21 protein-coding genes and 1 riboswitch are annotated in these 26,728 nt (G+C 71.6%); of the genes, 14 read left to right on the top strand and 7 right to left on the bottom strand.

Going from position 1 to position 26,728, the window contains the following annotated elements:
* Positions 1–780: 780 nt before the first annotated feature.
* Positions 781–3,360 carry a hypothetical protein gene (locus tag AB0C26_RS26170; protein ID WP_360252632.1) on the top strand — a complete coding sequence of 860 codons (2,580 nt, stop codon included), beginning with the start codon at positions 781–783 and terminating at the stop codon, positions 3,358–3,360.
* A gap of 20 nt (positions 3,361–3,380) precedes the next feature.
* Complete coding sequence (locus tag AB0C26_RS26165; protein ID WP_360252629.1) at positions 3,381–4,379, top strand: aldo/keto reductase family protein; 999 nt, start codon at positions 3,381–3,383, stop codon at positions 4,377–4,379.
* A gap of 3 nt (positions 4,380–4,382) precedes the next feature.
* Here the strand turns inward: AB0C26_RS26165 and AB0C26_RS26160 are convergent, their stop codons facing one another.
* Positions 4,383–5,210 (bottom strand): site-2 protease family protein, encoded by an 828-nt coding sequence (locus AB0C26_RS26160; RefSeq protein WP_360252626.1) that lies wholly within the window; start codon positions 5,208–5,210, stop codon positions 4,383–4,385.
* A 1-nt stretch (position 5,211) separates the two neighbouring features.
* Complete coding sequence (locus AB0C26_RS26155) at positions 5,212–5,409, bottom strand: hypothetical protein (RefSeq protein WP_097320010.1); 198 nt, start codon at positions 5,407–5,409, stop codon at positions 5,212–5,214.
* 81 nt (positions 5,410–5,490) lie between these two features.
* Here AB0C26_RS26155 and cobU point away from each other — a divergent pair, with 81 nt between their 5' ends.
* On the top strand, positions 5,491–7,401 hold the full coding sequence (gene cobU, locus AB0C26_RS26150) for a bifunctional adenosylcobinamide kinase/adenosylcobinamide-phosphate guanylyltransferase (protein WP_360252621.1): 1,911 nt from the start codon (positions 5,491–5,493) through the stop codon (positions 7,399–7,401).
* A complete protein-coding gene (gene cobS / locus AB0C26_RS26145; protein ID WP_360252618.1) occupies positions 7,398–8,132 on the top strand; it encodes an adenosylcobinamide-GDP ribazoletransferase in 735 nt (244 codons plus the stop codon). Before cobU ends, cobS begins: the two co-directional genes overlap by 4 nt.
* A gap of 393 nt (positions 8,133–8,525) precedes the next feature.
* Here the strand turns inward: cobS and gcvT are convergent, their stop codons facing one another.
* On the bottom strand, positions 8,526–9,629 hold the full coding sequence (gene gcvT, locus AB0C26_RS26140; RefSeq protein ID WP_360252615.1) for a glycine cleavage system aminomethyltransferase GcvT: 1,104 nt from the start codon (positions 9,627–9,629) through the stop codon (positions 8,526–8,528).
* Between the two features lie 116 nt (positions 9,630–9,745).
* Here gcvT and AB0C26_RS26135 point away from each other — a divergent pair, with 116 nt between their 5' ends.
* Positions 9,746–11,281 (top strand): leucyl aminopeptidase, encoded by a 1,536-nt coding sequence (locus tag AB0C26_RS26135; RefSeq protein ID WP_360252612.1) that lies wholly within the window; start codon positions 9,746–9,748, stop codon positions 11,279–11,281.
* A gap of 3 nt (positions 11,282–11,284) precedes the next feature.
* Here the strand turns inward: AB0C26_RS26135 and AB0C26_RS26130 are convergent, their stop codons facing one another.
* Entirely contained in the window at positions 11,285–11,647 is a 363-nt protein-coding gene (locus tag AB0C26_RS26130) for a hypothetical protein (RefSeq protein ID WP_360252609.1), read from the bottom strand.
* Positions 11,648–11,813: 166 nt separating this feature from the next.
* Between AB0C26_RS26130 and lpdA the strand changes: the two genes are divergently transcribed.
* The 6 genes from lpdA (at position 11,814) to AB0C26_RS26100 (ending at position 18,764) form a co-directional block, all read left to right on the top strand.
* The gene (gene lpdA / locus AB0C26_RS26125; RefSeq protein ID WP_360252606.1) at positions 11,814–13,202 is read left to right on the top strand and encodes a dihydrolipoyl dehydrogenase; all 1,389 of its coding nucleotides are present in this window, start codon (positions 11,814–11,816) and stop codon (positions 13,200–13,202) included.
* Between the two features lie 35 nt (positions 13,203–13,237).
* Positions 13,238–15,058, top strand: coding sequence for a 2-oxoglutarate dehydrogenase, E2 component, dihydrolipoamide succinyltransferase (sucB, locus tag AB0C26_RS26120; RefSeq protein WP_360252603.1), 1,821 nt, complete (start codon positions 13,238–13,240; stop codon positions 15,056–15,058).
* 85 nt (positions 15,059–15,143) lie between these two features.
* Positions 15,144–16,061, top strand: a complete 918-nt coding sequence (locus tag AB0C26_RS26115; RefSeq protein ID WP_360252600.1) for a TIGR01777 family oxidoreductase — start codon at positions 15,144–15,146, stop codon at positions 16,059–16,061.
* A gap of 31 nt (positions 16,062–16,092) precedes the next feature.
* Positions 16,093–17,943, top strand: coding sequence for a DUF2079 domain-containing protein (locus AB0C26_RS26110; RefSeq protein ID WP_360252597.1), 1,851 nt, complete (start codon positions 16,093–16,095; stop codon positions 17,941–17,943).
* Positions 17,944–17,964: 21 nt separating this feature from the next.
* Positions 17,965–18,600, top strand: a complete 636-nt coding sequence (gene lipB, locus AB0C26_RS26105; RefSeq protein WP_360252594.1) for a lipoyl(octanoyl) transferase LipB — start codon at positions 17,965–17,967, stop codon at positions 18,598–18,600.
* Positions 18,600–18,764 carry a peptide ABC transporter substrate-binding protein gene (locus tag AB0C26_RS26100; RefSeq protein WP_360252591.1) on the top strand — a complete coding sequence of 55 codons (165 nt, stop codon included), beginning with the start codon at positions 18,600–18,602 and terminating at the stop codon, positions 18,762–18,764. The genes lipB and AB0C26_RS26100 overlap by 1 nt, the downstream gene beginning before the upstream one ends.
* A 7-nt stretch (positions 18,765–18,771) precedes the next feature.
* On the opposite strand, the gene aspS is transcribed toward AB0C26_RS26100, so the two are convergent.
* The gene (gene aspS, locus AB0C26_RS26095; RefSeq protein ID WP_360252588.1) at positions 18,772–20,016 is read right to left on the bottom strand and encodes an aspartate--tRNA(Asn) ligase; all 1,245 of its coding nucleotides are present in this window, start codon (positions 20,014–20,016) and stop codon (positions 18,772–18,774) included.
* Positions 20,017–20,401: 385 nt separating this feature from the next.
* On the opposite strand from aspS, the gene lipA reads away from it, so the two are divergent.
* From lipA to AB0C26_RS26080, 3 genes are all read left to right on the top strand, one after another.
* Positions 20,402–21,298 (top strand): lipoyl synthase, encoded by an 897-nt coding sequence (gene lipA, locus AB0C26_RS26090; protein ID WP_360253150.1) that lies wholly within the window; start codon positions 20,402–20,404, stop codon positions 21,296–21,298.
* A 140-nt stretch (positions 21,299–21,438) separates the two neighbouring features.
* Entirely contained in the window at positions 21,439–22,416 is a 978-nt protein-coding gene (locus tag AB0C26_RS26085; protein ID WP_360252585.1) for a hypothetical protein, read from the top strand.
* 57 nt (positions 22,417–22,473) lie between these two features.
* Positions 22,474–22,540, top strand: a riboswitch (guanidine-III (ykkC-III) riboswitch).
* A 17-nt stretch (positions 22,541–22,557) separates the two neighbouring features.
* Entirely contained in the window at positions 22,558–22,872 is a 315-nt protein-coding gene (locus AB0C26_RS26080; protein WP_360252582.1) for an SMR family transporter, read from the top strand.
* Between the two features lie 119 nt (positions 22,873–22,991).
* Here the strand turns inward: AB0C26_RS26080 and AB0C26_RS26075 are convergent, their stop codons facing one another.
* Positions 22,992–23,198 carry a hypothetical protein gene (locus AB0C26_RS26075; protein WP_360252579.1) on the bottom strand — a complete coding sequence of 69 codons (207 nt, stop codon included), beginning with the start codon at positions 23,196–23,198 and terminating at the stop codon, positions 22,992–22,994.
* Positions 23,199–23,281: 83 nt separating this feature from the next.
* On the bottom strand, positions 23,282–26,728 hold the full coding sequence (locus AB0C26_RS26070; RefSeq protein WP_360252576.1) for an AAA family ATPase: 3,447 nt from the start codon (positions 26,726–26,728) through the stop codon (positions 23,282–23,284).

Raw genomic sequence — 26,728 nt, 5'->3', positions numbered from 1 at the left:
CCCATATCGGGACCCGCCCAACCCATATCCGGACCTACGCATCCGACCTCCGGCGCTGTCCGGCCCTACTCCGGGATTGCGCAGCCCGGGGAACCGGTGTGGCCGGCTTCGGGCGGCGTGCAGGCCGGTTCGGCCTGGGGCGACCACCCGCACGCTGGGCAGTCGCAGGTTCCCGCTTCTCCCGTACGGCCTCAAGACCCGGCGCATCCGGTCTCCGGGGCGGCGGTTCCCGGTCAGCCGATCCTGGGAGCGCATGGTTCCCCGGTGCAGCCGGTGTCCGCCCCGGGCGACTTCGACGCGAACGCCTCGCGGCACGGGACGGTGCCCGCCGAGTTCCGGCAGGACGAGTACTACGAGCCGGAGCCCGCCTACCAACCGCACGCGGACCTGACGATCGCGCCCGGCCGGGACGCCGCCGAGTTCGACCGTCCGGAGCCCGTCACCGCGCCGCCGTACCTGGTCGCCGACGCCGACAGCGCACCCGCCGACCACTACGACCCGTCGGTCAGCCCGGTCTCGTCACTGCCCACCGACCGCCCCCTGCCGACCGGCCCGGTCGCCGGTCCTCTCACCGTCGACGCATCCGCCACAGCGACGCCCGCCGCCGAGGCACCGATCACCGAGACGCCGATCGAACGTCCCGCCGGCGAGACGTCCAGCTCCGCGACGCCCACCATCGCCACGCCCGCAGCCGAGGAACCTCGCGGCCTCGGCTGGCTCCTGTCCCAGAGCGGTCTCGGCGCGGTGACCCCTCTCCCTCCGCCGGAGCCGCTGCTGGCAATGCTCGAGCAGCAGCCGGTCGTAGCGGAGCCCGAGCCCGAAGAGATCCGCCCGGTCAGCGCCATCCCCGAGAAGCAGAACTGGTTCGTCCCACCCGCCGACGACGAGCTCGCCGCGGACGAGGACGCCCACGAGGCTGACCCCGAGGAGCCCGAGGCCGACCAGTACGCCGTCGCGCCTCCCACCACAGCAGACTTCCCAGCGGACGAGTCCGTCCCCGCTGACCTGGTCCCGGATCCGGAGGCGCTCCCGCCCACCACCGAGCTGCTGGCCGAGCCCGAGGCCTATTCGCACGCACCCGAGCCCGCGGCGGGGAATCTCGGCACCCACCCGGCCACCGAACCCGAGGCCTACCCGCAAGCGCCCGAGCACACAGCGGAGGATCTCGCCCCGGCCGCGGAGCCCGAGGCCGACCAGCCTGTCGATCACCCGGCCGAGATGCCGCCGGCAGACCAGCCGACCGTCGACCACCGCACCGTAGACGCCGAGACTCCCCAGCTCGCACCGGACGTAGCCGCCACAGACCCGGAGAACCCCCAGCTCGAGACCGACGTTCTCGCCACAGAGCTGGAGGACCCGCAGCTCACCACCGACCTCCCCGCGGCAGAATCAAAAGCCGAATTGCTCAGCGCCGATAGTGCCGACAGTGAGGTCGTTGAAGCGCAGGGGGATCAACCCGCAGATGAGCTTGCCGTCGAGGAACCGCAGGCAGCACCGCCTACGACCGACAGCGAGACCACACCTGCGTGGACGGACGAGCCGTCCGCCATCGACGGTGAAGCCGTAGAGGTAGACACCGCCTCGGCCGCTGAGGCGGTCACCGATGCTGAGGGCTATGGAGCCGCAAAGCCTGAACCGGAGGACTTCCGGCCTTCCGTGACCGAGCCCGAGCGAGTCGAGGACGTCGATGCGGCCTTCGCTGCGTCGGTGGAGCAGGAGGCCGACGAGTCTGCGGACGTAGCGGAGAGCGGCGAAGGCGAGCCTGAAATCGACGAGGTTTCGCCGGGCGTGCCTGACCGCGTCGACGAGGCTGTGGCTGCTGAGCCGGGTGACGCTGACGAGTCCGCCGCCCGTGGCGAGGACTCAGCCGAATCTCTTGAGATCGAGCTGGGACCGGAATGGGCTCCTGCCGATGACGCTGAGGTGGAGCAGGCGGTCGAGGAGCTGCTGGAGGTGGCTGAGGCGCCTTCGGCCGAGTTCGGTGTGGCGGAACCCGAAGAGGACGGGGACGCGGTCGATGTCGAGCTGCTGGAACCGGTGGCCGAGGATGCGGTCGAAGAGCCCGCTGACGAGATCGTTGACGCTGAGCTGGTCGACGACTCGATGCCGGAGCTGGTAGCCGCGGAACCCACGGAACAGACGGAGGAGCCCGCGCCGGAGACAGCGGCCGAGCCTGAGCCGGCAGAAACCGCCGTCGAGCCCACTGAGGTCGAAGAAACCGCAGCCGAGCCCGCTGAGGTGGAAGAAACCGCCGCTGAGCCGGCCGCGACGGAGAGCGCGGTGGCGGCCGCGCCCAGTGTGGTGGCGGTGCCTCGGGTGCCGGCGGTGCCCATTCGGCAGCGTGGGGACACCGTGGGGGCGCTGGATCGGCGGGCCGATCCGGAGCAGGTTCTTTCGGCGTACCCGTGGGTCTTCGATCCGGCGACGCTTCGGGAGCGGATCGAGGAGGCCGACCCCATGGGGGTGGTCATCGACCGGCTCACCGACAAGCTGGAGTATGCCGAGCGTGACACCGTCCGGGCCCGGCTGCTGAGCCTGCGGGCCGTCGCCGAGCGGCTGCTCGACGAGCTTGAGCCGGCCCTGGAGGACGCCCAGGCGGGGCTTGAGCATGCCCGGCGGGCCGATGATCCGGTGCTGCTGGCCACCGTGCTGGGGCGGCTTGCTCACGTTCGGCACTGGCGGGGTGAGTACGCCGAGGCGGACCGGCTCTACGCCGAGGCCTCGTCGCCTGAGCTTCCGACGCGGCTTCAGGCCGAGCTGCATGAGCTCGCCGGGCGGTCGGCGTTCGAGCAGGGGCGCTACCTGGAGGCCGTCAACCACTTCGAGACCGCTCTCGACCTGCGTAAGGGCACCGACCCGGATCTGGTCGAGCGGATCGAGCTCGCCCTCGACACGATCACCGGGTTGACGACTGAGGGATGGGGGCCCTATCCCCGTACCGAAGCCGAGATCTTGGGGGGTGAACCGGGCGAGCGTCCGGGGCCGGTCCTCTTCGAGGACGAGAACGGCTGGGGTGCTGTCGACGCGGACGGGCTGGTCGTGGTCGAGCCGAAGTACGACCGGTTCGCCACCGCGCTCGCCACCGGCGGCGTGATCGACGGGTTCACGGTCGACGGGCTGGCCGTCGTGGAGAGCGACGGCAGGCAGGGCGTCATCGACCGTACGGGCCAGGTTGTGCTTCCTCTCGAGCATGCCGAGGTTCGCATTCACCCGGCCGCTTTCCTCGTCGCCGACAAGTTCGGGCTGTGGGGTGCGCTCGGGCGGGACGGCGCGCCGATGGTCGAGCTGACGCACGCCGATCGGGCCGATGTGATCGAGGAGATCGAGCGGCGTCTGCCCGCCACCCGGCCAGTTCTGTGAGAAGGCAATAGTGTCGGGGCATGGAGTTTCGTCATCTGGGCCGTTCCGGCCTGCTCATCAGTGAGATCGCCTACGGCAACTGGATCACCCACGGTTCGCAGGTCGAGGAGGACGCCGCGCGCGAGTGCGTACGGGCCGCCCTCGACGTCGGCATCACCACGTTCGACACCGCCGACGCGTACGCGGGTGGGCGCGCCGAGGAGGTTCTCGGCCGCGCGCTGAAGGGTGAGCGCCGCGCCGGGCTGGAGATTTTCACCAAGGTGTTCTGGCCGACCGGGCCGGGACCGAACGACCGCAGCCTGTCCCGCAAGCACATCATGGAGTCGATCGACGCGTCGCTGGGCCGGCTCCAGACCGACTACGTCGACCTCTACCAGGCGCACCGCTACGACTACTCGACGCCGCTCGAGGAGACCATGCAGGCGTTCGCCGACGTCGTACGGTCCGGTAAGGCCCTCTACATCGGCGTGTCCGAGTGGACCGCGTCGGAGATCCGGGCCGGCTGGGAACTCGCGCAGGACCTGAAGATCCCGCTGGTGTCGAACCAGCCGCAGTACTCGGCGTTGTGGCGGGTCATCGAGGCCGAGGTGGTGCCCACCTCGATCGAGCTGGGCATCGGCCAGGTCGTGTTCTCGCCCATCGCGCAGGGCGTGCTGACCGGCAAGTACAAGGTCGGCCAGCAGCCGCCGGAGGGTTCCCGGGCCACCGACCAGCAGGGCGGCGCCGGCTTCATCCAGCGCTACCTGAATGACGAGGTGCTGGGCGCGGTCGCCAAGTTGCAGCCGCTGGCCGAGCAGGCCGGCCTGTCGCTGGCCCAGCTGGCCGTGGCGTGGGTGCTGCAGAACGCGAACGTCTCGGCCGCCATCATCGGCGCGTCCCGCCCGGAGCAGGTGCGTGACAACGCGGCCGCGGCGGGCGTCAAACTCGACGCCGACCTGATGAAGGCGATCGACGCCGCTCTGGACGAGGTGGTCGAGCGGGACCCGGCGAAGACGCAGAGCCCCGCCCGCCGTCCGTAGCGGTCAGGACCCCGACCAGAAACGCATGAGCTCGAGGCCGACGCGGATCAGGGCTTCCGACAGCCCGATCCGCTCGGCCAGCCAGAACACCACGTCGTAGAACCACTGCCCCACCTTCGTCTGCCAGAGCAGCAGGAAGAGGAGGATGAAGCCGTACGGGGCGAAGAGGTTCCACGCCCGCTGGTAGGCCGGGCTCATCCAGGGCGCGATGATCCCGCCACCGTCGAGCCCGGGGATGGGCAGAAAGTTGAGCACGCTGGCCGTGATCTGCAGGAATGCGAGCGCGGCCAGCGCCGCCCAGAACTCCAGGTGGTCGGCCGAGCCGGTCAGGGCGTACCCGCCCAGCGACGGCACCAGCTCGGGCCCCACGCCGATCAGGAACGGGATCGACACCACCAGCGCCAGGATCACGTTGGTGAACGGGCCCGCGAAGCTGATCAGCGAGTCCTTGACCTTGCTGCGGATGTACCGGTGGTCGACCCACACGGCGCCACCGGGCAGGCCGATGCCGCCGAGGATCACCACGACGACCGGCAGCACGATGGACAGCAGCGGGCTCGTGTATTTCAGCGGGTTGAGCCGCAGGTAGCCGCGTTCGGCCACGGTGTGGTCACCGGAGAAGTATCCGATCAGCGCGTGCGCGTACTCGTGCAGGCAGAGCGAGACCAGCCAGCCCGAGACGATGAACAGGAAGACGTCGACCCGTACGTTGCCGAAACCCGTCCAGGTCATCCAGCCGCTCACCGCGAAGATCGCGACGATGCCGACGAAGACCGGGCTCGGGATGAAGGCGTTGCGCGGCGTCCGCGTGTAGACCGGTTCGTATGTCACGTCACTCCGCCGGCAACAGGCTCATCCGGTAGTCCACCCGGTCGTCCTCGACCAGCACGACACCCGCCACGCCGGACTCGGCCAGCTGCCGCCACTCCTGGCCGATCCACGACTCGGCGTCGGACTGGCTGCTGAACGTCTCCGGCGGACCGGCAACCGGTTGCCCGTCGACGTTCTCGTACCGCCAACTCCACGGCATTCGCCGCCCCCTCACGTCCTCGGTCGGTGCGTCTCCACCCTACGGCGTCACGCTGTGCGCCCCGGCCTTAAGGTACGGGGCATGTCCGATGATCGGTGGCACACCGTCCTGGTACTCGGCGGGATCCGCTCCGGGAAATCCGAGTTCGCGGAATCGCTCGTGGCCGACGCCCCCGCAGTCCGATATGTCGCCACCGCCGTGGGCGGCGAGGACGACCCGGAGTGGCTGGAGCGGATCGAGACGCATCAGCGGCGCCGCCCGCAGGCGTGGTCGACCGAGGAGACCGGCGCCGACCCGGCCCGGCTGACCGAGCTGCTGACCGAGGCCAAGCCGGACGACACGCTGCTGGTCGACGATCTGGGCGGCTGGGTGGCCGCGCTGCTCGACCCGGCCCGCCAGCCCAACGACGACCAGGCCGATGTGGCCGCTCTGGCCGCCGCGGTCCGCGACTGTGAGGCGCGTGTCGTGCTGGTCAGTCCCGAGGTGGGCCTGGCCCTCGTGCCGACGACGCCGGTGGGCCGGGCTTTCGCCGACGCTCTCGGCACGACGAATCAGGCCCTGGCGCAAGCTTGCGACCGGGTTGCGCTGGTCGTCGCGGGCCAGGCCGTCTGGCTGAAGACGGAAGAGGTACGGAATTACACGGCCACCCGGCCGCAGCCGGCGGAGCCGACGGTCCACGGGCCGGTGTCCGCGCCGCCGGCCACGCCGGCCCCTTCCGCGTCGCCGGTCGCGGCGACGCCGGCCGGCTCGCCGCCGGCTACGTCACCGGTCACCCCGCCGGTCGTCGAGCCGCCCACGATCCAGCCCGCCCCCGTCGTGGCCGCCACCGACACGACCCCGCTGGCCCGGGTCCTGGACGAGCCCACGATGAGCCTGCCGGCCGTCGGCGCCCGCCCCGTCTTCGAGCCCGGCATGGACCTGCCCCTGCCCGACACCGAGGCCGGCCCCGAGGCCCGCGACCGCCTCGCCACCGTCGACTTCCCCGGCTCCGGCCTGGGCGCCCTCGCCGGCGCGGTCGAGTTCGCCGCCGCCACCCAGGGCACCGTCACCCCGCGGCCGTGGTCGTCCCCGCGCGTCCTGCTGCTCTCGGCCCGGCACGCGGGCGGGGCCGGCGCCGGCGACGACCTCGTCGACGTCGAGCGCCGCGTGGCCCAGGTCGAGAACGGCGAGGGCGTCCTGAGCCGCCTGGCCGGCGCCGCCGGCGCGGACATCGCCGTCCTGCGCACCGGCGAGTCGACGGCCATGGCGGACGGCCCGGTCCTGACCGCCGACGAGGTCGAGCACCACCTGCAGACCGGCTGGCAGCTGGCCGAGGCGGCCGCCGACGCCGGCAAGGACCTGCTCGTGCTCGCCTCGATCGGTGTCGGCACCGACGCCGTGGCGGCCGCGGTCACCGCCGCCACCACCGGCGCCGAGGCCGTGGCCATCCTGCCCCGGGTGCTGCTGCCCGGCGGCACGTACGACGACGAGTCGTGGATGCGCCGCGCCTCCGCCGTCCGCGACGCCCTGCACCGCATCCGCCGCGAGCCTCGCGGCGCCAAGGACCTGCTCCGCGAGCTGGGCGGCGCCGACATGGCCATCGCGGTGGGCGCCCTGCTCGGCGCCACCGCCCGCAAACTGCCGGTGCTCATCGACGGCCCGCTCGGCGTCGCCGCCAGCCTGATCGCCCGCGACCTGGGCAGCCAGGCCAAACACTGGTGCCTGCTGGCCGACTCGGGTGGCCTCCAGCTGGTCAAGGAGGGCGGCGACTTCCTGGGCCTGACCCCGGTGCTCGACCTGGGCCTCGGCCTCGGCGAGGGCGCCAACGCGCTGGCGACGCTGCCCTTGCTGCGTACGGCAATCGGATTGGCCCAGACCGTCGCCGTGCACCCGGCGATGTTGTCGGAGCTGGGCGACGGCGGCGCCACCGACCTGATCGTCCCCAACGACGACGACGTGGACTTCGCCGAGCCGGAGCCCGACGGCCCCGGCCCCGCCTCGACCACCGAGTGACACTGCTCGACGGCCTCCGGCTGAGCATCACCACCCTGACCGTCCTGCCCGTCCGCGGCGGCCGCGTGGACCGCGCGACCGCCGCCGTGGCCATGGCCGCGGCCCCCTTGGTGGGCGCCCTGCTGGGCCTGATCCTGGCCACCTTGCTGTGGCTGCTCCGCGAGGCACAGGCTCCCGCCCTGGTCGCCGCCGCCGTAACGGTCACCGCCGCGGCCCTGCTCACCCGCGGCATGCACCTGGACGGCCTGGCCGACACCATCGACGCCCTGGGCTCCTACCGCCGAGGCGAGGCAGCCCTAGAAATCATGAAAAAGTCAGACATCGGCCCCTTCGGCGTAGCCGCCATCACGGCCACGATGCTGATCCAGACAGCCGCCGCCAGCACCGTCTCCCCACCAGCACTGATCATCGCCTGGACCGCAGGCCGCCTGGCCATCCCCCTCGCCTGCCGCCGCGGCATCCCCGCCGCCCGCCCCGAGGGCTTGGGCGCCCTGGTAGCCGAGACGGTCCCACCCGCCATCGCCGCCACCGCCGCCATCCTGGTCGCCGCGTCAGCGACCCTCCACAGTCCCCCATGGCAGGGCCCACTAGCCGTAGCCCTGGCCGTAGCCGCAGCGCTCTTCCTGCTGCGCCATTCCGTACGTCGCTTCGGCGGCATCACAGGCGACGTCTTAGGAGCCGCAACCGAAGTGGCAACAACCGTAGCTTTGGTGGCGCTGTCACTCGGCTAACCCACTCGCACCTTCGTCCTGGTCAAGCCCAGGCCGAGGCGGAAAACAACGTGTCAGCACTGCACCGGGCATCAAGGACTGGCTTCAACCGGCCTGGCCCCATCCCACAATCCCGCGCAACCGGCCTGGAAATTGCCGCCCAGCCCCCACCCAGCCGGGCCTGCCCGACAGACCCGCCCAGCCAAACCCCAGCGCGGCAGCGAACCTCGACCCGCACCGCCGCGAGGTGACCGCTCAGCCCTCGTACCCGCAAGCAGCGAGTGACCCACGCCTGGCCGGCGCCGAGCCCCCACCCGAGGTTGAGGGCCGGGTGTGGCCGACCCAGACGTAAAGCGCTCCTCAGCCAGTCAGGGTCGGCCACACCCGGCCCTCAACCGTCCCAGCGCAACCACTTCACCGCACAGACGGCTGCACGAACGGCGGCTTGACCACCCGGGCCTCGATCCGCTTCCCCCGGATGTCGATCTGAACCAGATCCCCGTCGGCCACCCCCGCCGCCGTGTCGATCAGGGCCAGAGCGATCCCCACCTTCTTGGTGGGCGAGAACGTCCCGCTGGTCGTCTCACCGATGCGCTGCTCCCCCGCGTACACCTCCATGTGCCCCCGCGGAATGCCACGCCCCGTCAGCTCGAGCCCGCGCAGCGTCCGCCGCGCCCCCTCGGCTTTCTCCGCCGTCAGCGCCGCACGCCCCCAGAACGCCGGCTTGTTCCAGCCGACCGCCCACCCCGAGCGGGCCTGCACCGGCGAGATGTCCAGCGACAGCTCCTGCCCGTGCAGCGGGTAGCCCATCTCCGTGCGCAGCGTGTCCCGCGCTCCCAGCCCGCACGGCCGTACCCCCGCCGCGATCAGCGCGTCCCACACCGCCGCCGCGTCGTCCCAGGGCACCACCAGCTCGTAGCCGTGCTCGCCCGTGTAACCCGTCCGGCAGTCGATCAGGGAGACCCCGCCCAGCGTCGCCGTGGCGAACGACATGTACCCGTGGTCCGTCGGCAGGCCCAGCTTCTGCAGGACCGACGCCGACTGCGGGCCTTGAACGGCCAGGACCGCGTACGCCTGGTGCTCGTCCACGACCTCGATGCCGGCCGGCGCCGCCGCCGCGAGCCGCCGGACCACCTCGGCCGTGTTCGCCGCGTTCGGGATCAGGAAGACCTCGTCGTCGGAGATCAGGTACGCGATGAGGTCGTCCACCACGCCGCCGCCGTCGTCGCAGCAGAGCGTGTACTGCGCCTTGCCCGGCTCGATGCGCCCGAGGTCGTTGGTGAGGCAGGAGTTGACGAAGGCCGCCGCCCCCTCGCCCCGCACCCGGGCCTTGCCCAGGTGGGAGACGTCGAACACGCCGACTCCCTCGCGGACCGCCGCGTGCTCCTTCAGGACGCCGCCACCCGCGTACTCCAAGGGCATCTCCCATCCGCCGAAGGCGGCGAACTTGGCGCCCAGCGCGACGTGGCGCTCGTGCAGCGGGGAGCGGAAAAGGGCATCGGTGACCTCGGCAGACATGAGACTCAACTTACCCGTGACCTTGCATGTGGTTAGAGTCGCGGGGACACCCCACCACCCGAACCAGCCGGTGCGCCCATGAGGAGCCCGGCCCCGAACGTCCGCGGAGAGCCCGAGTGAGCCAGCCCAGCCTCAGCCTGGTCGACACCGACCCGGCCGAATTGGCCGTCGACGCCATCGTCATCGGCCTGCACAGCCAACCCGACGAGGGCGGTGCCCTGCTGCCGGCCGCCGGCGCCGAGAGCATCGCCGCCGCCTTCGACGGCAAGCTGACCTCGACGCTGGCCCTGCTGGGCGCGAGCGGCGCCCCCGGCGAGGTGACCAAGCTCGCCACCCTCGGCACAATCAGCGCGCCGCTGGTCGTCGCGGTGGGTCTCGGTGACGAGCCGTCCGGCTCGGCGCCGAACCTGGAGACGCTGCGCCGGGGCACCGGCGCCGCCGTGCGCGCGCTGGCCGGCAGCGGCACTGTCGCGCTGGCCCTGCCGCTGCCCGACGACGCGGACGCGCCCGGTGTGCTGCGCGCGATCCTCGAGGGTGCGCTGATCGGCTCGTACCGGTTCGCCGGCTACAAGACCAAGCCGCAGCCGAACCGCCGCGAGCCGGTCACCGCTGTCCAGGTGCACGTGCCGGACGCGGCCGACGCCGCCGCCGCGGCCGAGGTGGCGCGGGCCGAGACCGTGGCCCGGGCCGTGCGCCTGACCCGGGACTGGGTGAACACCCCGCCGAACTCGCTGCGCCCGCCGGAGTTCGCGGACGCCGTGGTGGCCGCCGCCGAGGGCACCGGCCTGCAGGTCGAGGTGCTCGGCTTCGACGAGCTCAAGGCCGGCGGGTACGGCGGCATCGTGGCCGTGGGCCAGGGTTCGGAGGCCAAGCCGCGCCTGGTCAAGCTGACCTACGTGCCCGAGGGCGTCGAGAACCCGACGCGGGTGGCGCTGGTCGGCAAGGGCATCACGTTCGACACCGGCGGCATCAGCATCAAGCCGGCCGCCGGCATGTGGGAGATGAAGTCGGACATGGCCGGCGCGGCCGCGGTCGGCGCCACCATGCTGGCGATCGCCGCGCTCAAGCCTCAGGTCGCGGTCAGCGGCTACCTGGCGATCGCCGAGAACATGCCGTCGGGTTCGGCCTACCGGCCGGGCGACGTGCTCACCATGTTCAACGGCAAGCGGGTCGAGATCTTCAACACCGACGCCGAGGGCCGTCTGGTGCTGGCCGACGCGATCGCGCGGGCCTGCGCGGACGGTACGGACTACGTGCTCGAGGCGTCGACGCTCACCGGCGGTCAGGTGATCTCGCTGGGTAAGCGGATCTCCGGCCTGATGGGTTCGGAGGGCGCCATCGACCTGGTGAAGGCGGCCGGCGACGCGGTCGGCGAGCCGGTGTGGCCGATGCCGCTGCCGGAGGAGGTCCGCAAGGGCATGGAGTCGGACATCGCCGACATCTGCCAGACGAACGCGAACCTGGACCGGGCCGGGCACATGCTGCAGGGTGGCGTCTTCCTGCGCGAGTTCGTCGCCGACGGCGTCGAGTGGGCGCACATCGACATCGCCGGCCCGAGCTACCACACCGGTGAGCCCACCGGGTACTGGGCGAAGGGCGGCACGGGCGTGCCGGTCCGTACCTTCCTGGCCGCGATCGACAGCCTGGCCTAGGGCCTAACGGGGGCTTTCGGGGCGGTACGCTCCGGAGCCCCCGGGGTCGCGGCCCAGTTTCTTCTGCCGGGAGATGTAATCGCGCATGCGCTGCGGATAACCGAGCAGCCGGATGTCGTAGATCGGTAGGCTCAGCTGGTGTGCCCAGCGCCGGGCGATCTCGGGCGATTCGATCCGTCGGCGGGTCCACTCGCCGTCGTGTGCCACAAGCAATACGGTGGTCTCGGTCACCGTGGTGCGCGGCTCGATGAAGGCCTCGACTCCACGGCGACTGCGGACGAACTCCGCGAGATACTCAAGATCGGCACGGTCAACCGGCCGGCCGGCCGCCCGACGCGGCTCCCGGCTCCGCCGAAACCAGGCCACACCCGCTCCTCCCGCTCATCGGTGCCGCAAGAGTACGTCGAGTGGGCACGACTGTGGGGAACCTGGCTGCATCGACCGGTTCCACAAGTGACAAGATGGCCTGGACATACTGTGACCGTTTCCATTGTGTGACCCGCATGGCAACGACGCGAACACTGGAGTCAACGTGAGCCAGCCGAACGGCGGAAACTTCGACATCGTCATTCTCGGCGCCGGTAGCGGCGGGTATGCTGCCGCCCTGCGCGCGGCCGAGCTCAACCTTTCCGTCGCGCTGATCGACAAGGCCGAGCTGGGCGGCACGTGCCTGCACCGCGGCTGCATCCCGACCAAGGCGCTGCTGCACGCCGCCGAGATCGCCGACCAGACCCGCGAGAGCGAGCAGTTCGGCGTCAAGGCCGATCTGGTCGGCATCGACATGGCCGGGGTGAACGCGTACAAGGACGGTGTCGTCTCCCGCCTGTACAAGGGCCTGACCGGTCTGCTCAAGCAGGACAAGATCACGATCGTGTCCGGTGCGGGCAAGCTCGTGGGCAAGGACACCGTCGAGGTCAACGGCCAGCGCTACACCGGCCGCAACGTCATCCTGGCCACCGGCTCCTACTCGCGCTCGATCCCGGGTCTCGAGATCGACGGCAAGCGGGTCATCGCCAGCGAGCACGCGCTGAAGCTCGACCGCGTGCCCTCCTCCGCGATCGTGCTGGGCGGCGGCGTCATCGGCGTCGAGTTCGCCAGCGTCTGGAAGTCGTTCGGCGCCGACGTCACCATCATCGAGGCGCTGCCCCGCCTGGTCGCGGCCGAGGACGAGGAAATCTCGAAGGCCGTCGAGCGCGCGTTCCGCAAGCGCAAGATCAACTTCAAGGTCGGCAAGCCGTTCGAGAAGGTCGAGCACACCGAGAACGGCGTGCGCGCGACCATCGCCGGCGGCGAGACCGTCGAGGCCGAGGTGCTGCTGGTCGCGGTCGGGCGCGGCCCGACGACCGCCAACCTCGGCTACGAGCAGCAGGGCATCACGATCGACCGGGGCTTCGTGATCACGAACGACCGCCTGCACACCGGCGTCGGCAACATCTACGCCGTCGGCGACATCGTCCCCGGCCTCCAGCTCGCGCACCGCGGCTTCCAGCAGGGCATCTTCGTCGCCGAGGAGATCGCCGGGCGCAACCCGGCCGCGATCGACGAGGCCGGCATCCCGCGGGTGACCTACTGCGACCCCGAGGTCGCCTCGATGGGCCTCACCGAGGCCAAGGCCAAGGAGAAGTACGGCGCTGACAAGGTCACGTCGTACAACTACAACCTCGGCGGCAACGGCAAGAGCCAGATCCTCAAGACCGCGGGCTTCGTCAAGCTGGTCCGTCTCAACGACGGCCCGGTCCTCGGCGTGCACATGGTCGGCGCCCGCATGGGCGAGCTGGTCGGCGAGGCCCAGCTGATCTACAACTGGGAGGCCTTCCCCGAGGAGGTCGCGCAGCTGGTCCACGCCCACCCCACGCAGAACGAGGCGCTGGGTGAGGCGTTCCTCGCGCTCGCCGGCAAGCCCCTGCACGCACACAGCTGATCGTCGTCAAAGACGTGGTTAAGGAGTACTGAGACATGCCGGTATCGGTCACCATGCCGCGGCTGGGTGAGAGCGTCACCGAGGGCACCGTCACGCGCTGGCTCAAGCAGGAGGGCGAGCGCGTCGAGGCGGACGAGCCGCTCCTCGAGGTCTCGACCGACAAGGTCGACACCGAGATCCCCTCGCCGGCGGCCGGGGTGCTCACCCGGATCGTCGTGGGCGAGGACGAGACGGCCGACGTCGGCAGCGAGCTCGCGGTCATCGCCGGTGACGGCGAGGACGCCGGCTCGGCCCCCGCCCCGGAGCAGAAGCAGCAGGAGCAGGCCCCCGAGCCCGAGCCCGCCGCGCCGACCACCCCGTCGACCGAGAAGCCGGTCGAGCAGGAGCAGCCCGCGCCGCAGACGGCCTCGTCGTCGTCCGGCGGCACGGCGGTCAAGATGCCCGCGCTGGGCGAGAGCGTCACCGAGGGCACCGTCACGCGCTGGCTCAAGCAGGTGGGCGACACGATCGAGGTCGACGAGCCGCTGCTCGAGGTCTCCACCGACAAGGTGGACACCGAGATCCCGTCGCCGGTCGCCGGCACGGTCCTCGAGATCAAGGTCCAGGAGGACGAGACCGCCGACGTCGGCGCCGACCTCGCGATCATCGGCTCGGCTGACGCGAAGCCCTCCGCTCCCGCCCCGGCGCCCGAGGCGCCGAAGCAGGAGCAGGCCCCGGCTCCGCAGCAGCCGGCCGCGCCCAAGATCGAGTCGAAGCCGGCTCCGGACTTCGGTTCCGGTGGCGAGTCGTACGCCGACCCGGCCCCCGAGGCCGAGGTGGCCAAGGACCCGGTCGCGGCCGAGCGTAACGCCGAGCCGCCCGCGCCGTCCTCGTCGCCGTCCCGCGAGACGGTCCAGGCGAACGGCGCCGGCGACGCCGGTTACGTGACCCCGCTGGTGCGCAAGCTGGCCGCCGAGAAGGGCGTCGACCTGTCGACCCTGTCCGGCACCGGCGTCGGCGGCCGCATCCGCAAGCAGGACGTCATCGACGCCGCCGAGAAGGCGGCCGCCGCGAAGGCGGCCCCGGCTCCGGCTCCCGCCCAGGCCGCCGCGCCGCAGAAGGCCGCGCCGGCGAAGCCCGCGCCGAGCCCGCTGCGTGGCCGCACCGAGAAGCTGACCCGCACCCGCGCGACGATCGCCCGTCGCATGGTCGAGTCGCTGCAGATCTCGGCGCAGCTCACCACCGTCGTCGAGGTCGACGTCACCAAGATCGCCCAGCTGCGGAACAAGGCCAAGGCCGACTTCCTGGCCAAGAACGGCGTCAAGCTCAGCTTCCTGCCGTTCTTCGCCCTGGCCGCGGTCGAGGCGCTGCGCCAGCACCCGGTGGTCAACTCCTCGATCGACCTCGAGGCGGGCACGGTCACGTACCACGACACCGAGCACCTCGGCATCGCGGTCGACACCCCCAAGGGCCTGATCGTTCCGGTGATCAAGGACGCCGGCGACCTGAACCTGGCCGGCCTGGCCAAGCGGATCGCCGACGTCGCCGACCGCACCCGGAACAACAAGATCGGCCCGGACGAGATCTCGGGTGGCACGTTCACGCTGACCAACACGGGCAGCCGGGGCGCGCTCTTCGACACCCCGATCATCAACCAGCCGCAGGTGGGCATCCTGGGCACCGGTTCGGTGGTCAAGCGGGCCGTGGTCGTCAGCGACCCCGAGCTCGGCGAGATCATCGTCCCGCGCTCGATGGTCTACCTGGCCCTGAGCTACGACCACCGGATCGTGGACGGCGCCGACGCCGCCCGCTTCCTGGTCACGCTGAAGGAGCGCTTGGAAGGCGGCCACTTCGAGGGTGACCTCGGCCTCGCCTGATTTTTGAAACGCTGACGGCCCGCTCGGTTCACCGAGCGGGCCGTCAGCGTTTTGAACGGGTTCGAGACGGGGCATGATTGAACCCATGCGGATCCTCATGGCCGGTGCGTCCGGTTACCTCGGCACGCCGCTCGCGCAGCGCCTGCGCGACGCCGGGCACGACGTCACCCGGCTGGTCCGCCGGCCCGCCGAGAAGCCCGACGAGGCGACCTGGCAGCCATCGCAGGGTCAGCTCGACCCCTCGGTGGTGGCCGGCCACGACGTGGTGATCAACCTGGCCGGCGCGAACATCGGCGACAAGCGCTGGACCGCCCGCTACAAGAGCGTGCTGCGCTCGAGCCGGGTCGACACCACCGGCACCATCGCCCGGGTGATCCGCCTGCTCCCCGAGGCCGATCGGCCCCGCACGCTGCTTCAGGCCTCCGGCGCCGGCTGGTACGGCGACACCGGCGACACCCCGGTCACCGAGGAGGCGCCCGCCGGCACCACCTTCCTGGCCGACCTGTGCCGGGTCTGGGAGGCCGCCGCCCGCCCGGCCGAGGACGCCGGCACCCGCGTCGTGCTGCTGCGCACCGCGCCCGCCCTCGACAAGGAGGGCAGCATCCTCAAGCCGCTGCTGCCGCTGTTCAAGCTGGGCGCCGGCGCGAAGCTCGGCAGCGGCAAGCAGTGGATGCCGTGGATCGGGCTGGCCGACTGGTTCGGCGCGGTCGAGTTCCTGATGGAGCGCGACGACATCGCCGGCCCGGTCAACCTGGTCGGCCCCGAGCTGGTCACCAACGGCGAGTTCACCCGCATCCTGGCCGGCATCCTGCACCGGCCGGCGCTGTTCTTCGTGCCCGGGCCGGCGATGGACCTCGCGGTCGGCGAGCTGGGCGGCGAGGCCCGCCGCAACCAGCGGGTCGTTCCCGCGGTGCTGGAAAGAGCCGGATTCCAATGGACATATCCGACAGTGGCGTCGGCCCTGCAGGCGGCCCTGGGTAAGGAAGCAGCGGCATCACACTGAACTACCAGGAGCCCTTGCTAACCTGCGGCTGATGTCCGTCGCCGCCCCCACCACCCCAGCCGCAGCAGATCGGCCGGCCGCGCCCGGCGCCCGAGCGGCGACCAAGCGCCTCCGCGCCCATCTGCCGGTCGCCCTGGCCGCCCTCGCCCTGGCGCTCTACGTCACCTCCGGCCTCTGGAGCAATCCGTACCGGCACGCCGTCGCCGCCAACCCCGGCGATCAGGCCTTCTTCGAGTGGGTTCTGGCGTACGGCGTCCACCTGCTCCACCACGGCGGTGATCCGTTCTTCACCGACCTGCTGAACGCTCCGGACGGCGTCAACCTGGCCGCCAACACGTCCATCACGGTGTACGCGATCCTGTTCGCGCCGCTGACCATGCTGGCCGGGCCGCAGGTCACCTTCGTCACGATCCTCACGCTCAACCTGGCCGCCTCCGGCTTCGTCTGGTACCTGTTCCTGCTCCGCTGGGTCACCCGCAACCGGGTCGCGGCCGCCGTCGGCGGGCTGTTCGCAGGGTTCGCGCCGGGTTTCATCTCGCACGCCAACGGCCACCTCAACTGGACCTCGGGCTGGATCGCGCCGCTGGTGCTCTGGCAGCTGCTGCGCATGCGCGATCAGCGCCACTGGGTGCGCGGCGGGCTGATCCTGGGCGTGCTGCTCGGGGTCAGCTTCTCGATCGCCGCCGAGGGGCTGTTCTTCACCGCGCTGGCCGGCGGCGTCTTCGTCATCGCGTGGGCGCTGGCCGGACCGAACCGGGCCGAGGCGCGCCGGCTGCTGCCGCGGTTCCTCGGCGCGCTCGGGCTCACCGCCGTGGTGGCCGGGGCGCTGCTCGCGTACCCCCTCTACATGCATTTCGCCGGTCCGCAGACGTTCAAGGGCACCGGGTTCAACCAGCGCCACTTCGCCGAGGACCTGTTCGCGTTCTTCGCGTTCGCCGACCGCAGCGTGGCGGCCGGGCTGGGCCTGCGCAGCGATCTGGCGCCCAATCCGACCGAGGAGACGTCGTTCTTCGGCGTACCCCTCGTGGTCCTGATCATCGGGTCCTTGATCGTGCTGTGGCGACGGGCCGATGAGGCCCGGCGCGCGACGCTGCGAGCCCTGATCGTGGTCGCTGTGGTGTTCTTCGTGATGGCGCTCGGGCCGCGGCTGCGGGTGCTCGACATGGAGACGTCGATCCCGCTGCCGTACGCGCTGCTGCAGAGACTGCCGCTGTTCGACTCGGCGCTGCCGCTGCGGTTCTCGCTGGTTCTGGCCGGGGTGTTCGCCGTGGTGCTGGCGCTGATCACCGAGCGCCTGCTCGACTCGTCGTACCGGAAAGCCTTGATCGCGGCCCTCGCCCTGGCGCTGGTGCCGATCTTCCCGCTGCCGCTGCTGTACCGGGAGCGGGCGGCGGAGCCGAAGTTCATCAGCAGCGGGGCCTGGAAGGACTACACGACCGACGGCGGCGTGATCAGCGCCTTGCCGTTCGGGGTCAACGTGGCCGCCGACGGACAGCGCTGGCAGGCGTACACGATGGCCCGCGGCGGCGAGGAGTTCCGGATTCCCGACGGCTACTTCCTGGGGCCGGACGAGCTGGGCGCCGAGGGCAAGGGCCGGATCGGGGCGCTGCCGCGCGCGACGGACTGGCTGTTCCTGCGGGCCGCGCTGTACGGCTACATCGCCGACCTGGACAACTGGGACCGCGCCTCGGCCCGCGCCGACTTCCAGCGCTGGGGCGTCACCGCGGTCTTCCTGCCCGACGGTGAGATCACCGGCTCCGAGGGGCCGCTGTTCCGCCAGGCGGTGGAGGTGACGGCAACCGACCTGCTGGGCGAGCCCGAGCGGGTCGACGACGCCCTGGTGTGGCGCATCCGCCCAGGAGTGGATCCCATTGATAGGTAAGGACGGCAGTACGGTGGAGTCGTGACAACACCTACGCTCACCGTGCTGCGCCGGGGGCTCGTCGACTACCGCGAGGCCTGGGACGAGCAGCGCCGCCTGCACGACGCCGTGGTGGAGGGCAGCCAGCCCGACACCGTCCTGCTGCTGGAGCACCCCAGCGTCCTCACGGCCGGCAAGCGCACCGAGCCCGCCGACCTTCCGATCGACGGCACGCCGGTGGTCGAGGTCGACCGCGGCGGCAAGATCACCTGGCACGGCCCCGGCCAGCTCGTCGGTTACCCGATCCTCAAGCTGGCCGACCCGATCGACGTGGTGGCGTACGTACGCCGTACCGAACAGTTGTTGATCGACGTGTGCGCCGAGTTCGGCGTCGTCGCCGCCCGCTCCGAGATCCCCGGCCGCAGCGGCGCCTGGGTCCTGGCCGACGAGCGCGGGCCCGACCGTAAGATCGCCGCCATCGGCATCCGGGTCGCCCGGGGCGTGACGCAGCACGGCTTCGCCATCAACTGCGACTGCGACCTGACCAACTTCGACCGCTTCACCCCGTGCGGCATCCGCGACGCGGGCGTCACCTCGCTCAGCGCCGAACTCGGCCGCGACGTGCCGGTGGCCGAGGTGCTGCCCGTGGTGGAGAAGCACTTGCGTACCCTGCTCTGATGCCGCTCTACCGCAATCCGCAGGACAAACGGGTCTTCGTACCCAAGAAGGGCGGCGGGGTGGTCCTGAACTTCGGCCACCCCATCGCCTGGACGATCCTCGTCTGCATGACGATCGTCCCCCTCGTGATCGTCGTCGCGGTGACGATCGCGTACTTCGTCTGAGCCCGGGTCAGGGCGTGATCCGGTGCAGGTCCCGCGGGAACGCGGCGACCTCCCGGACGTTCTTGATGCTCATGAGCCGGGCCACGAACCGTTCCAGGCCGATCGCCCAGCCACCGTGCGGCGGCATCCCGTACCGGAAACCGTCCAGGTAGCCCTCGTACGGCCCGGTGTTGCCCTCGAGCGCCCGCACATAGTCCTCGTACCGATGCAGCCGCTGGCCCCCGGTGACGATCTCCAAGCCCTTGAAGAGCAGGTCGAAGCCGTTCGAGTACGCCGGGTCGGCCGGGTCCGGGTGTGTGTAGAACGGCCGCTTGCGCATCGGATAACCCGTCACGTACACGAATTCCGAACCGTGCTCCCGCCGCGCCCACTCCCCCAGCGCCCGTTCGTGCGCCGGCGCCAGGTCGGGTTCGTCCTCCGGCGCTCCGGCAATCTTCAGCGCCTCGCGAAAGTGCACAGCCGGGATCTCGGCAGGCACCTCTACGGCGAGGCCCGCACGCGTCGTGACGGCCTCTGCCATCACCGTCAGTGTTCGCGTCAGGGCCGCCATCACGTCCCGGTGGTCCTCGATGAAACCCATCTCGGCGTCGAGCGACGTGTACTGCGACAGGTGCCGCGCGGTGTCGCTCGGCTCGGCCCGGAACACCGGCCCGACCTCGAAGACCCGCTCGAAGACGCCGACCATCAGCTGCTTGTAGAACTGCGGCGACTGGGCCAGGTAGCCCGGCCGTCCGAAGTAGTCGATGGCGAACACGTTGGCGCCGGACTCGGTGGCCGACCCCACGATCTTCGGCGTCTGGATCTCGACGAACCGCTGCTCGCTCAGCGCGGCCCGGAAACCCTCGGTGGCCGCGGCCGCGACCCGCAGCGCGGCCCGGCGGGCCGGATGCCGCAGCGCCAGCGCCGCGTGGTCGAGCTGGGTGGGCAGGCTCGCGGTCAGCTCGGGCCGGTGCAGTTCGAACGGCAGGGGCGCGCTCACGGCACTGAGGACCCGGATCGCCGGCCCGGTGAGCTCCACTTTGCCCGGCGCCTGGTCGTTGGGGGTGACCGTGGCGGTCACCTGGACGACGCTCTCCTCGGTCAGCCCCTCGAGGATCTTCTGGTCGGTGACGACGACCTGGCTGAGGCCTTCGGCGTCACGGACGATCAGGAACGCCACCGACTTGAGCAGGCGGCGGCGGTGGACCCAGCCGGCGATCGTCACGGTCTCGTGCACGTGGGACGCCAACTGGGTGGAGAGGATGCGTTGCATGGCGGGGACCTCCTCTGGTGACTGCAACGCGGCCCCAGACAGGTGTGGGCGAGCGGGATCCTCGCGGTGCCACCACACCTTCGCGCTTGCGGACAAGCGCCTCTTGGTCATGCAAAGGCTCGGGAGTGTCTTCGCGCCCCGGCGAACGGGCCACCTTCACAGCTGCCGGTGGCTCTCTCGGCCGTCGGATCGGGGCGGTACTCGGTTCCGTCTTCGCCGTCGGCCGGACGTTAACAGCAGGCGACCAGCACACGAAACCGCATTTACACGTGTTACGTGACCGCCGTCACACGGGCCGTCCAGTGAGCCTCGTCGCCCCTGTCTAGGCAGCCGTCTCAACAGGCGTAATCTCGGGGCTGTGACTATTGCTCCCGAGGGCCGCCGCATGCTTCGCATCGAAGCGCGCAACGCCGAAACTCCCATCGAGCGGAAGCCGCCGTGGATCAAGGTCAAGGCCAAGATGGGCCCGGAGTACACGCAGATGCGCGGCCTGGTGCAGAAAGAAGGCCTGCACACGGTCTGCCAGGAGGCGGGCTGCCCGAACATCTACGAGTGCTGGGAGGATCGCGAGGCGACCTTCCTGATCGGCGGCGACCAGTGCACCCGCCGGTGCGACTTCTGCCAGATCGACACGGGTAAGCCGGCCGAGTTCGACGCCGACGAGCCCCGTCGCGTCGGCGAGTCGGTCGCCACCATGGGCCTGCGCTACGCCACCGTCACCGGCGTCGCCCGCGACGACCTGCCCGACGGCGGCGCCTGGCTCTACGCCGAGACCGTCCGCCAGATCCACAAACTTCAGCCCGGCTGCGGCGTCGAGCTGCTCATCCCCGACTTCAACGCCGACCCGGCCCAGCTGGCCGAGGTCTTCGGCGCCACCCCCGAGGTGCTCGCGCACAACGTCGAGACGGTCCCGCGCATCTTCAAGCGGATCCGCCCCGGTTTCCGGTACGAGCGCTCGCTCGACGTCATCACCCAGGCCCGCGCGGCCGGCCTGGTGACCAAGAGCAACCTGATCCTCGGCATGGGCGAGGACCGCTCGGAGATCTCCCAGGCCCTGCGCGACCTGCACGCGGCCGGCTGTGAGCTGATCACCATCACGCAGTACCTGCGCCCCACCCCGCGCCACCACCCCGTGGAGCGCTGGGTCAAGCCCGAGGAGTTCGTCGAGCTCCGCGAGGAAGCCGAGCAGATCGGCTTCTCGGGCGTGATGAGCGGCCCGCTGGTCCGCTCGTCGTACCGCGCGGGCCGGCTCTACCAGCAGGCCCTCGACGCCCGGAAGTAAGAAGCGTCGGCCGGGGCTTCCCCTTTCTTAGGGAAGCCCCGTGTGTTGTTTCCCGCCGCCCCCAGCCCTGGCTCGTCCGGGCAAATCCCCCTAATCTCATTTTTCGGGGATTTCGCCATGACCGACTGGGGGGCTCGGCCGTGCTGCGTCGCTTCATCTTCTTGCTGGCCGCGTCAACCGTCGCGGTGACGCCCGGTGCCGCGCTCGCCGCCTCACCGATGGCCGACCAGGCGTGCGTATCGACGGCCGTCGCCACGTACCGTCACACCTTCGACGGCCCGTCCGGCTCGGTGACGGTCACGGCCGCGAAGCCGCTCTGCTCGGGCCAAAGCCAGACCTTCGCCCTGGCCTCCTACACGACCGGTTCGGCCACGTCGAACGCCCGCCCCTTCGTGTACTCCACCGACCGCGGCTCGATCACCGCGTCGAAGCGCAGCCTGTCCCTCAAGGTCACCGTGCCCCGCTGCTACACCCAGGTCGAGGCGATCAAAGGCACAGGCTTGACGTACGAGGGTACGAACGCCCCCGCCGCGCTGCTGCCGGACGCCTCCTACCGCGGCGGCACGAAGGAATGCGCTCCCGCCCCCACGGTCACCTTCGACAACGACTGCGACGGCACGCTCACCGGCACCCTGGCCAACAGCGACCGGGCCACCACCGACGCCGTCTTCCTGACGGGCGACCGTCTGCTCCGCCTAGGTCCCGGCGAGTCCCGGAAGCTGACCGCCCGCAGCCTCACCATTCGCACAAACACCTTCGTGACGTACGCCGGTACGTGGCGCCAGCCCACCGACTGCGCCACCGCCGAAACCCCCACAGCCACCCCGACCACACCATCCGCAACCCCCACGCCGACCACCGGCGGGGAGGGCGCCGGCGCCCCGGTCTCCAGCCCCACGTCTTCACTCCCGGCGGCCACGGCGACCACCGAGGACCTGACGGACTCCGGCGCCTGGTATCCGGCCACGCCGACCACCCCCGCCGCCGCGGCGGCCCCCAAATCCGACTCCACCATGAGCACCGGCAGCGTGCTGGCCATCGCCTTCGGCCTGCTGCTCATCACCGGCGGCGGCTTCCTCCTGGTCCGCGTCCTGCGAACGCTGCGCGAGGAACCCTGACGTGGTGACGTGGACTACCGACAGTTGCCATGAGGACGCGCTGTTGGCATGCTGGAGGTGATGCCGCATTAGCGGACATCCCGGACGAGTGTGTGTCGTACCCGGCCTGACAAGACGACCACCGAAGAAGGTGTGTCAGCCATGGCCTGGCTCGTTCTCGTCGTCTCCGGCATGCTCGAATCCGTCTGGGCGATCGCCCTGGACCGCAGCGCCGGCTTCACCCGCCCCATCCCCAGCATCGTCTTCGGCGCAGGCCTGCTCCTGAGCATGGCCGGCCTCGGCTACGCCCTGCGCACCATCCCGGTCGGCACCGGTTACGCCGTCTGGGTAGGCATCGGCGCCGTCCTCACGGCCGTGGTCGGAATTGTCGCCCTGGGCGAGAGCGCCAGCCTCCCCCGCGTGCTCTCCCTGTTGCTGGTGATCGCCGGCATCATCGGCCTGAAGGTCTTCCGCTAACCCCCACGGCAAAGAGCCCACTCAAGGCCAGCTGGCGCAGCCCTCAAAGCCGGCGCCGGTCCCGGCTCCGGCGTCTCGGTTCCAGGGTCGGCGTCCGCATCGGTCTCGGCGTCGGCGGCTCAGGCGTCGGCATCGGTGTCGGCGCCATCGGCATCGGCATCGGTCGGTGTCGGTGTCGGCGGCGGCTCAGGCGTCAGCGGCGGCATCGGCGTCGGCGGCGGCATCGGCGTCGGCGGCGGCATCGGCGTCGGCGGCGGCATCGGCGTCGGCGGCGGCATCGGCGTCGGCGGCGTCGGCGTCGGCGTCGGCGGCTCGGGCGTCAGCATCGGCATCGGCATCGGTCGGTGTCGGCGGCTCAGGCGTCAGCGTCGGCGGCTCAAGCGGCGGCGGCGTCGGGTTGGGCGGATGGTCAATCGGCCAGCAGGCCCAGGCGGTGGGCGACGGCGGCGGCCTCGACGCGGTTGGCCACCTCGAGCTTGGCGATGATGCGGGAGACGTGGACGCTCGCCGTCTTGGGCGAGATGTAGAGGTCGGCGGCGATCCGGCTGTTGCTGTGACCCTCGGCCACCAGACGCAGAACCTCCCGCTCCCGGGCCGTCAGAATTTCGGTCCCGGCGGTCGCCGGCGCGGTGCCGGCGCGAATCCCCAGGCGGCGGGCCAACGTCTCGGCCGCCTCGACCAACGGGACGGCCCCCAGCGCGCCGGCAATCGCAGCAGCCTCAGCGATCACTTCCGCCGGCCCGGGAAGGTCAATCCGAGAGGTTACCCGCCGGGGAGCAACAACGGACGAAGCCCCCGAGCCAAGCGGCACCGCAGACGACGCCCTCGCGCCGAGAGACATCCCCGAAGAACTCACCACACCCGTCCCCGAAGAACCCACCACATCAACGGGCGCCGCCGAAGGAGCCAAGCCGCCGAAGGGCGCCGCCGAAGAACTCAGCGCATCAAGAGGCGCGGCCGAAGAACCCCCCGAGTCGAGGGTCGGCGCCGGAGAGGGCACCGGATCGAGCGACGTCGCCGAAGAAACCGCCGGGGCGCCGGGCACCGCAAAAGCGGGCGCAGCGGAAGGGGGTGCTGCGGAGGGGGGCGATGCGGAAGGCGGCGATGCGGAAGGCGGCGATGCGGAAGGGGGCACCGCGGAAGGAGGCGATGCGGAAGGCGGCACCGCAGAAGGAGGCGATGCGGAAGGCGGCGCCGCGGAAGGCGGCGCCACGGAAGGCAGCACCGCAGAAGAGGGCGCCACGGAAGGCAGCACCACCGAAGAGGGCGCCACGGAAGGCGGCGCTGAGACGGGGGCGGCTGCGCGTGGGGAGGGGATGAGGGCTGGTGGGCGGGCGCTCGTGCGGTCGGCGGCCAGGGTTTCGGCCAGGGAGAGCAGGGCCTCGGCCAGCTCGTAGGGGTGGCCGTCGGTGCGCCAGGCGGCCACGGCCGCGCGCCAGGACGGCTCGTCGCCGTGGAGGAGGGCTTCCACCTGGGCGGCGTAGGCGTGTTCGGCGGGGAAGCGGCGGGGCAGCGCCGCCGCCCGGGTGGCTATCTCCTCGGCCAAGGCTCTGTCGGCGGCGGTGTGGGCCGCCCGGGCCGCGGCGGCCAGGATGGGCCAGGTGTAGCGCGGGAGGCTGCCCGTCGCCGTCTCGGGCAGGGAGGCTCGGGCCAGGTCGGCGGCGGCCGCCGGCTCGTGGGTGGACAGGGCCGACAGCAGGCGCAGCTCGTGGACGGCCAGGCGGACCTCGGTGGCCAGGAACGGGCGGGACAGGAAGCTCAGCGCGCGGGTGACCAGGGCCTCGGCGTCGTCGCGGCCGCGGGCCAGGCGGAGGCGGGCGCGCAGGCGCAGCCAGTGCAGGGCCAGGGTGTTCGGCGGGTCCAGGCGGGCCGCCTCGGCCAGGCGGGCGTCGGCCTCGTCCCAGCGGCCCAGGGCGATCAGCGCCTCGGCGTGGTTGGCCAGCAGGAAGGCGCCGACCGTGCGGCTCACGCCCACCCGGCGGGCGTCGGGGAGGCCGGCCGCCGCGGCCGTCGCCGACGCCTCGTAGTCGCCCGTCTCGTACAGCTGGTCGGAGAGGTTGACCAGGCCGCGGGTGAGGCTGGACAGGTCGCCGGCCTCGCGGGCGCGGGCGATCGCGGTGCGGATGACGGGCAGGGCCTCGGCCGGCGGGATGCGACCGGCGCAGGCCAGGCCGTACGCCATCTCGGCCATCACCAGCGCGTCCACGTCGCCCATCTCGGTGGCGTCGGCCTTGGCCACTTCGGCCACCTCGACCGCCCGGTCGGGGTCGATGCCGGCCAGGATGTGGGTGAGGTCGGCCAGCAGGCGGACCCGGTCGGTGCTGTGCGGGGCGCCGCGCAGCAGGCGGAACGCCTCGTCGCACTCGGCGCGGCCGTCGGCCTTGCCGGCCGAGCGCAGCAGTTTGGCCCGGCGGACCAGCAGGCGGCCGGCGCGCAGCGGCTCCGCCTCGGCGTCGAGGTCGCCCAGGGCGGCCCGGGTCAGGCTGAAGGCGCGCATGTGGTCGCCGGACTCGATGGCGGCCAGCGCCGCCTCCTCCAGCAGGTCGAGGTGGTCGAGGCCGAGCTGGGTGGCGGCGTCGGGCACGTCCTCCCACAGTTCGAGCACCCGGTCGAGCAGGCGAACCTGCTCGCCCCAGGCGAAGCGGCGGCCGGCCTCGTCGGCCGCGACCTTGGCCGTGACCAGGGCGCGGGGGTGGTCGCGGGCCGCGTGCCAGTGGTGGGCGATCTCGGCCGCGGCCCGGCCGATGCCGACCAGGTGGGGTTCGGCCTCGACGGCCCGGGCGTAGCGGGCGTGCAGCCGGGCGTGTTCGCCGGGGAGCAGGTCGTCGTGGACGGCCTCGCGCACGAGGGCGTGGCGGAACTCGTAGCCGCCGTCGGCGTGGTCGTCGAGGACCACCACGAGCTGGGCCGCGACCACGGCGCGCAGCGACGACTCGAGGTCGGCCTCGTCCATGCCGGCGACCCGGGAAAGCAGTTCGTGGCCGAATCTGGTGCCGCCCACGGCGGCCATCCGCAGCACCCGCTGGGCCGGCTCGGGCAGCTGGTCGACGCGGGACAGCAGCAGGTCGCGCAGGCTGCCGGGCAGGTCGCCGCAGGCCGGGTCGGCCGTGGCCGCGAACTGCTCGATGAAGAACGGGATGCCCTGGGCGCGCTCGTTGACCGTGTCGACGACGACCGGGTCGGGTTCGGCGCCGAGCAGGTGGGTGAGCATCTCGGCCGTGCCGTCGCGGTCGAGCCGGTCGAGTTCGTGGCGCCGCACGCCGCGGACCCGGTCGAGCTCGGCCAGGAACGGGCGCAGCGGATGGCCGCGGTGCAATTCGTCCGTACGGTAGGTGGCGATCAGCAGCAGCCGGGGCAGCCGGGCCGAGCGGACCAGGAAGCCGATGAGGTCGCGGGTGGACCGGTCGGCCCAGTGCAGGTCTTCCAGGACCAGCACCAGCGGCTGCTCGGCGCTGAGCCGGCCGAGCAGGGCGGCGACGGCCTCGAAGAGGATGCCCCGCTGCTCGGCCGGCGGGCCGAGCTCGGGCAGCAGCTGGGCCAGTTCGCGCTGGTGACCGTCGAGCACGCCGGTGCCCTCGGCGCGCACCAGATCGCGGACGGCGCCGGCGAAGGGCGCGAAGGGCAGGCCCTCCTCACCCAGCTCGAGGCACTGCCCGGTGAGCACCCGGACCGTCTCGCCGGCCAGGCCCCGGCGGAACTCCTCGACCAGGCGGGTCTTGCCCACCCCGGCCTCGCCGCCGACCAGTACTGTCGACGGCTCGGCGGAGCGGGTGCTTTTCAGGGCGTCGCGCAGCGCGGCGAGGTCGGGCTCGCGCCCGACCAGCACCTCGCTGTAAGCCGTCACGAGGTCGAGCAT

Source organism: Actinoplanes sp. NPDC048796 (assembly GCF_040650035.1).
Classification (GTDB): Bacteria; Actinomycetota; Actinomycetes; order Mycobacteriales; family Micromonosporaceae; genus Actinoplanes.
The sequence above is the reverse complement of the archived record's forward strand: the minus strand, read 5'-3'. Positions and strand labels throughout refer to the sequence as shown.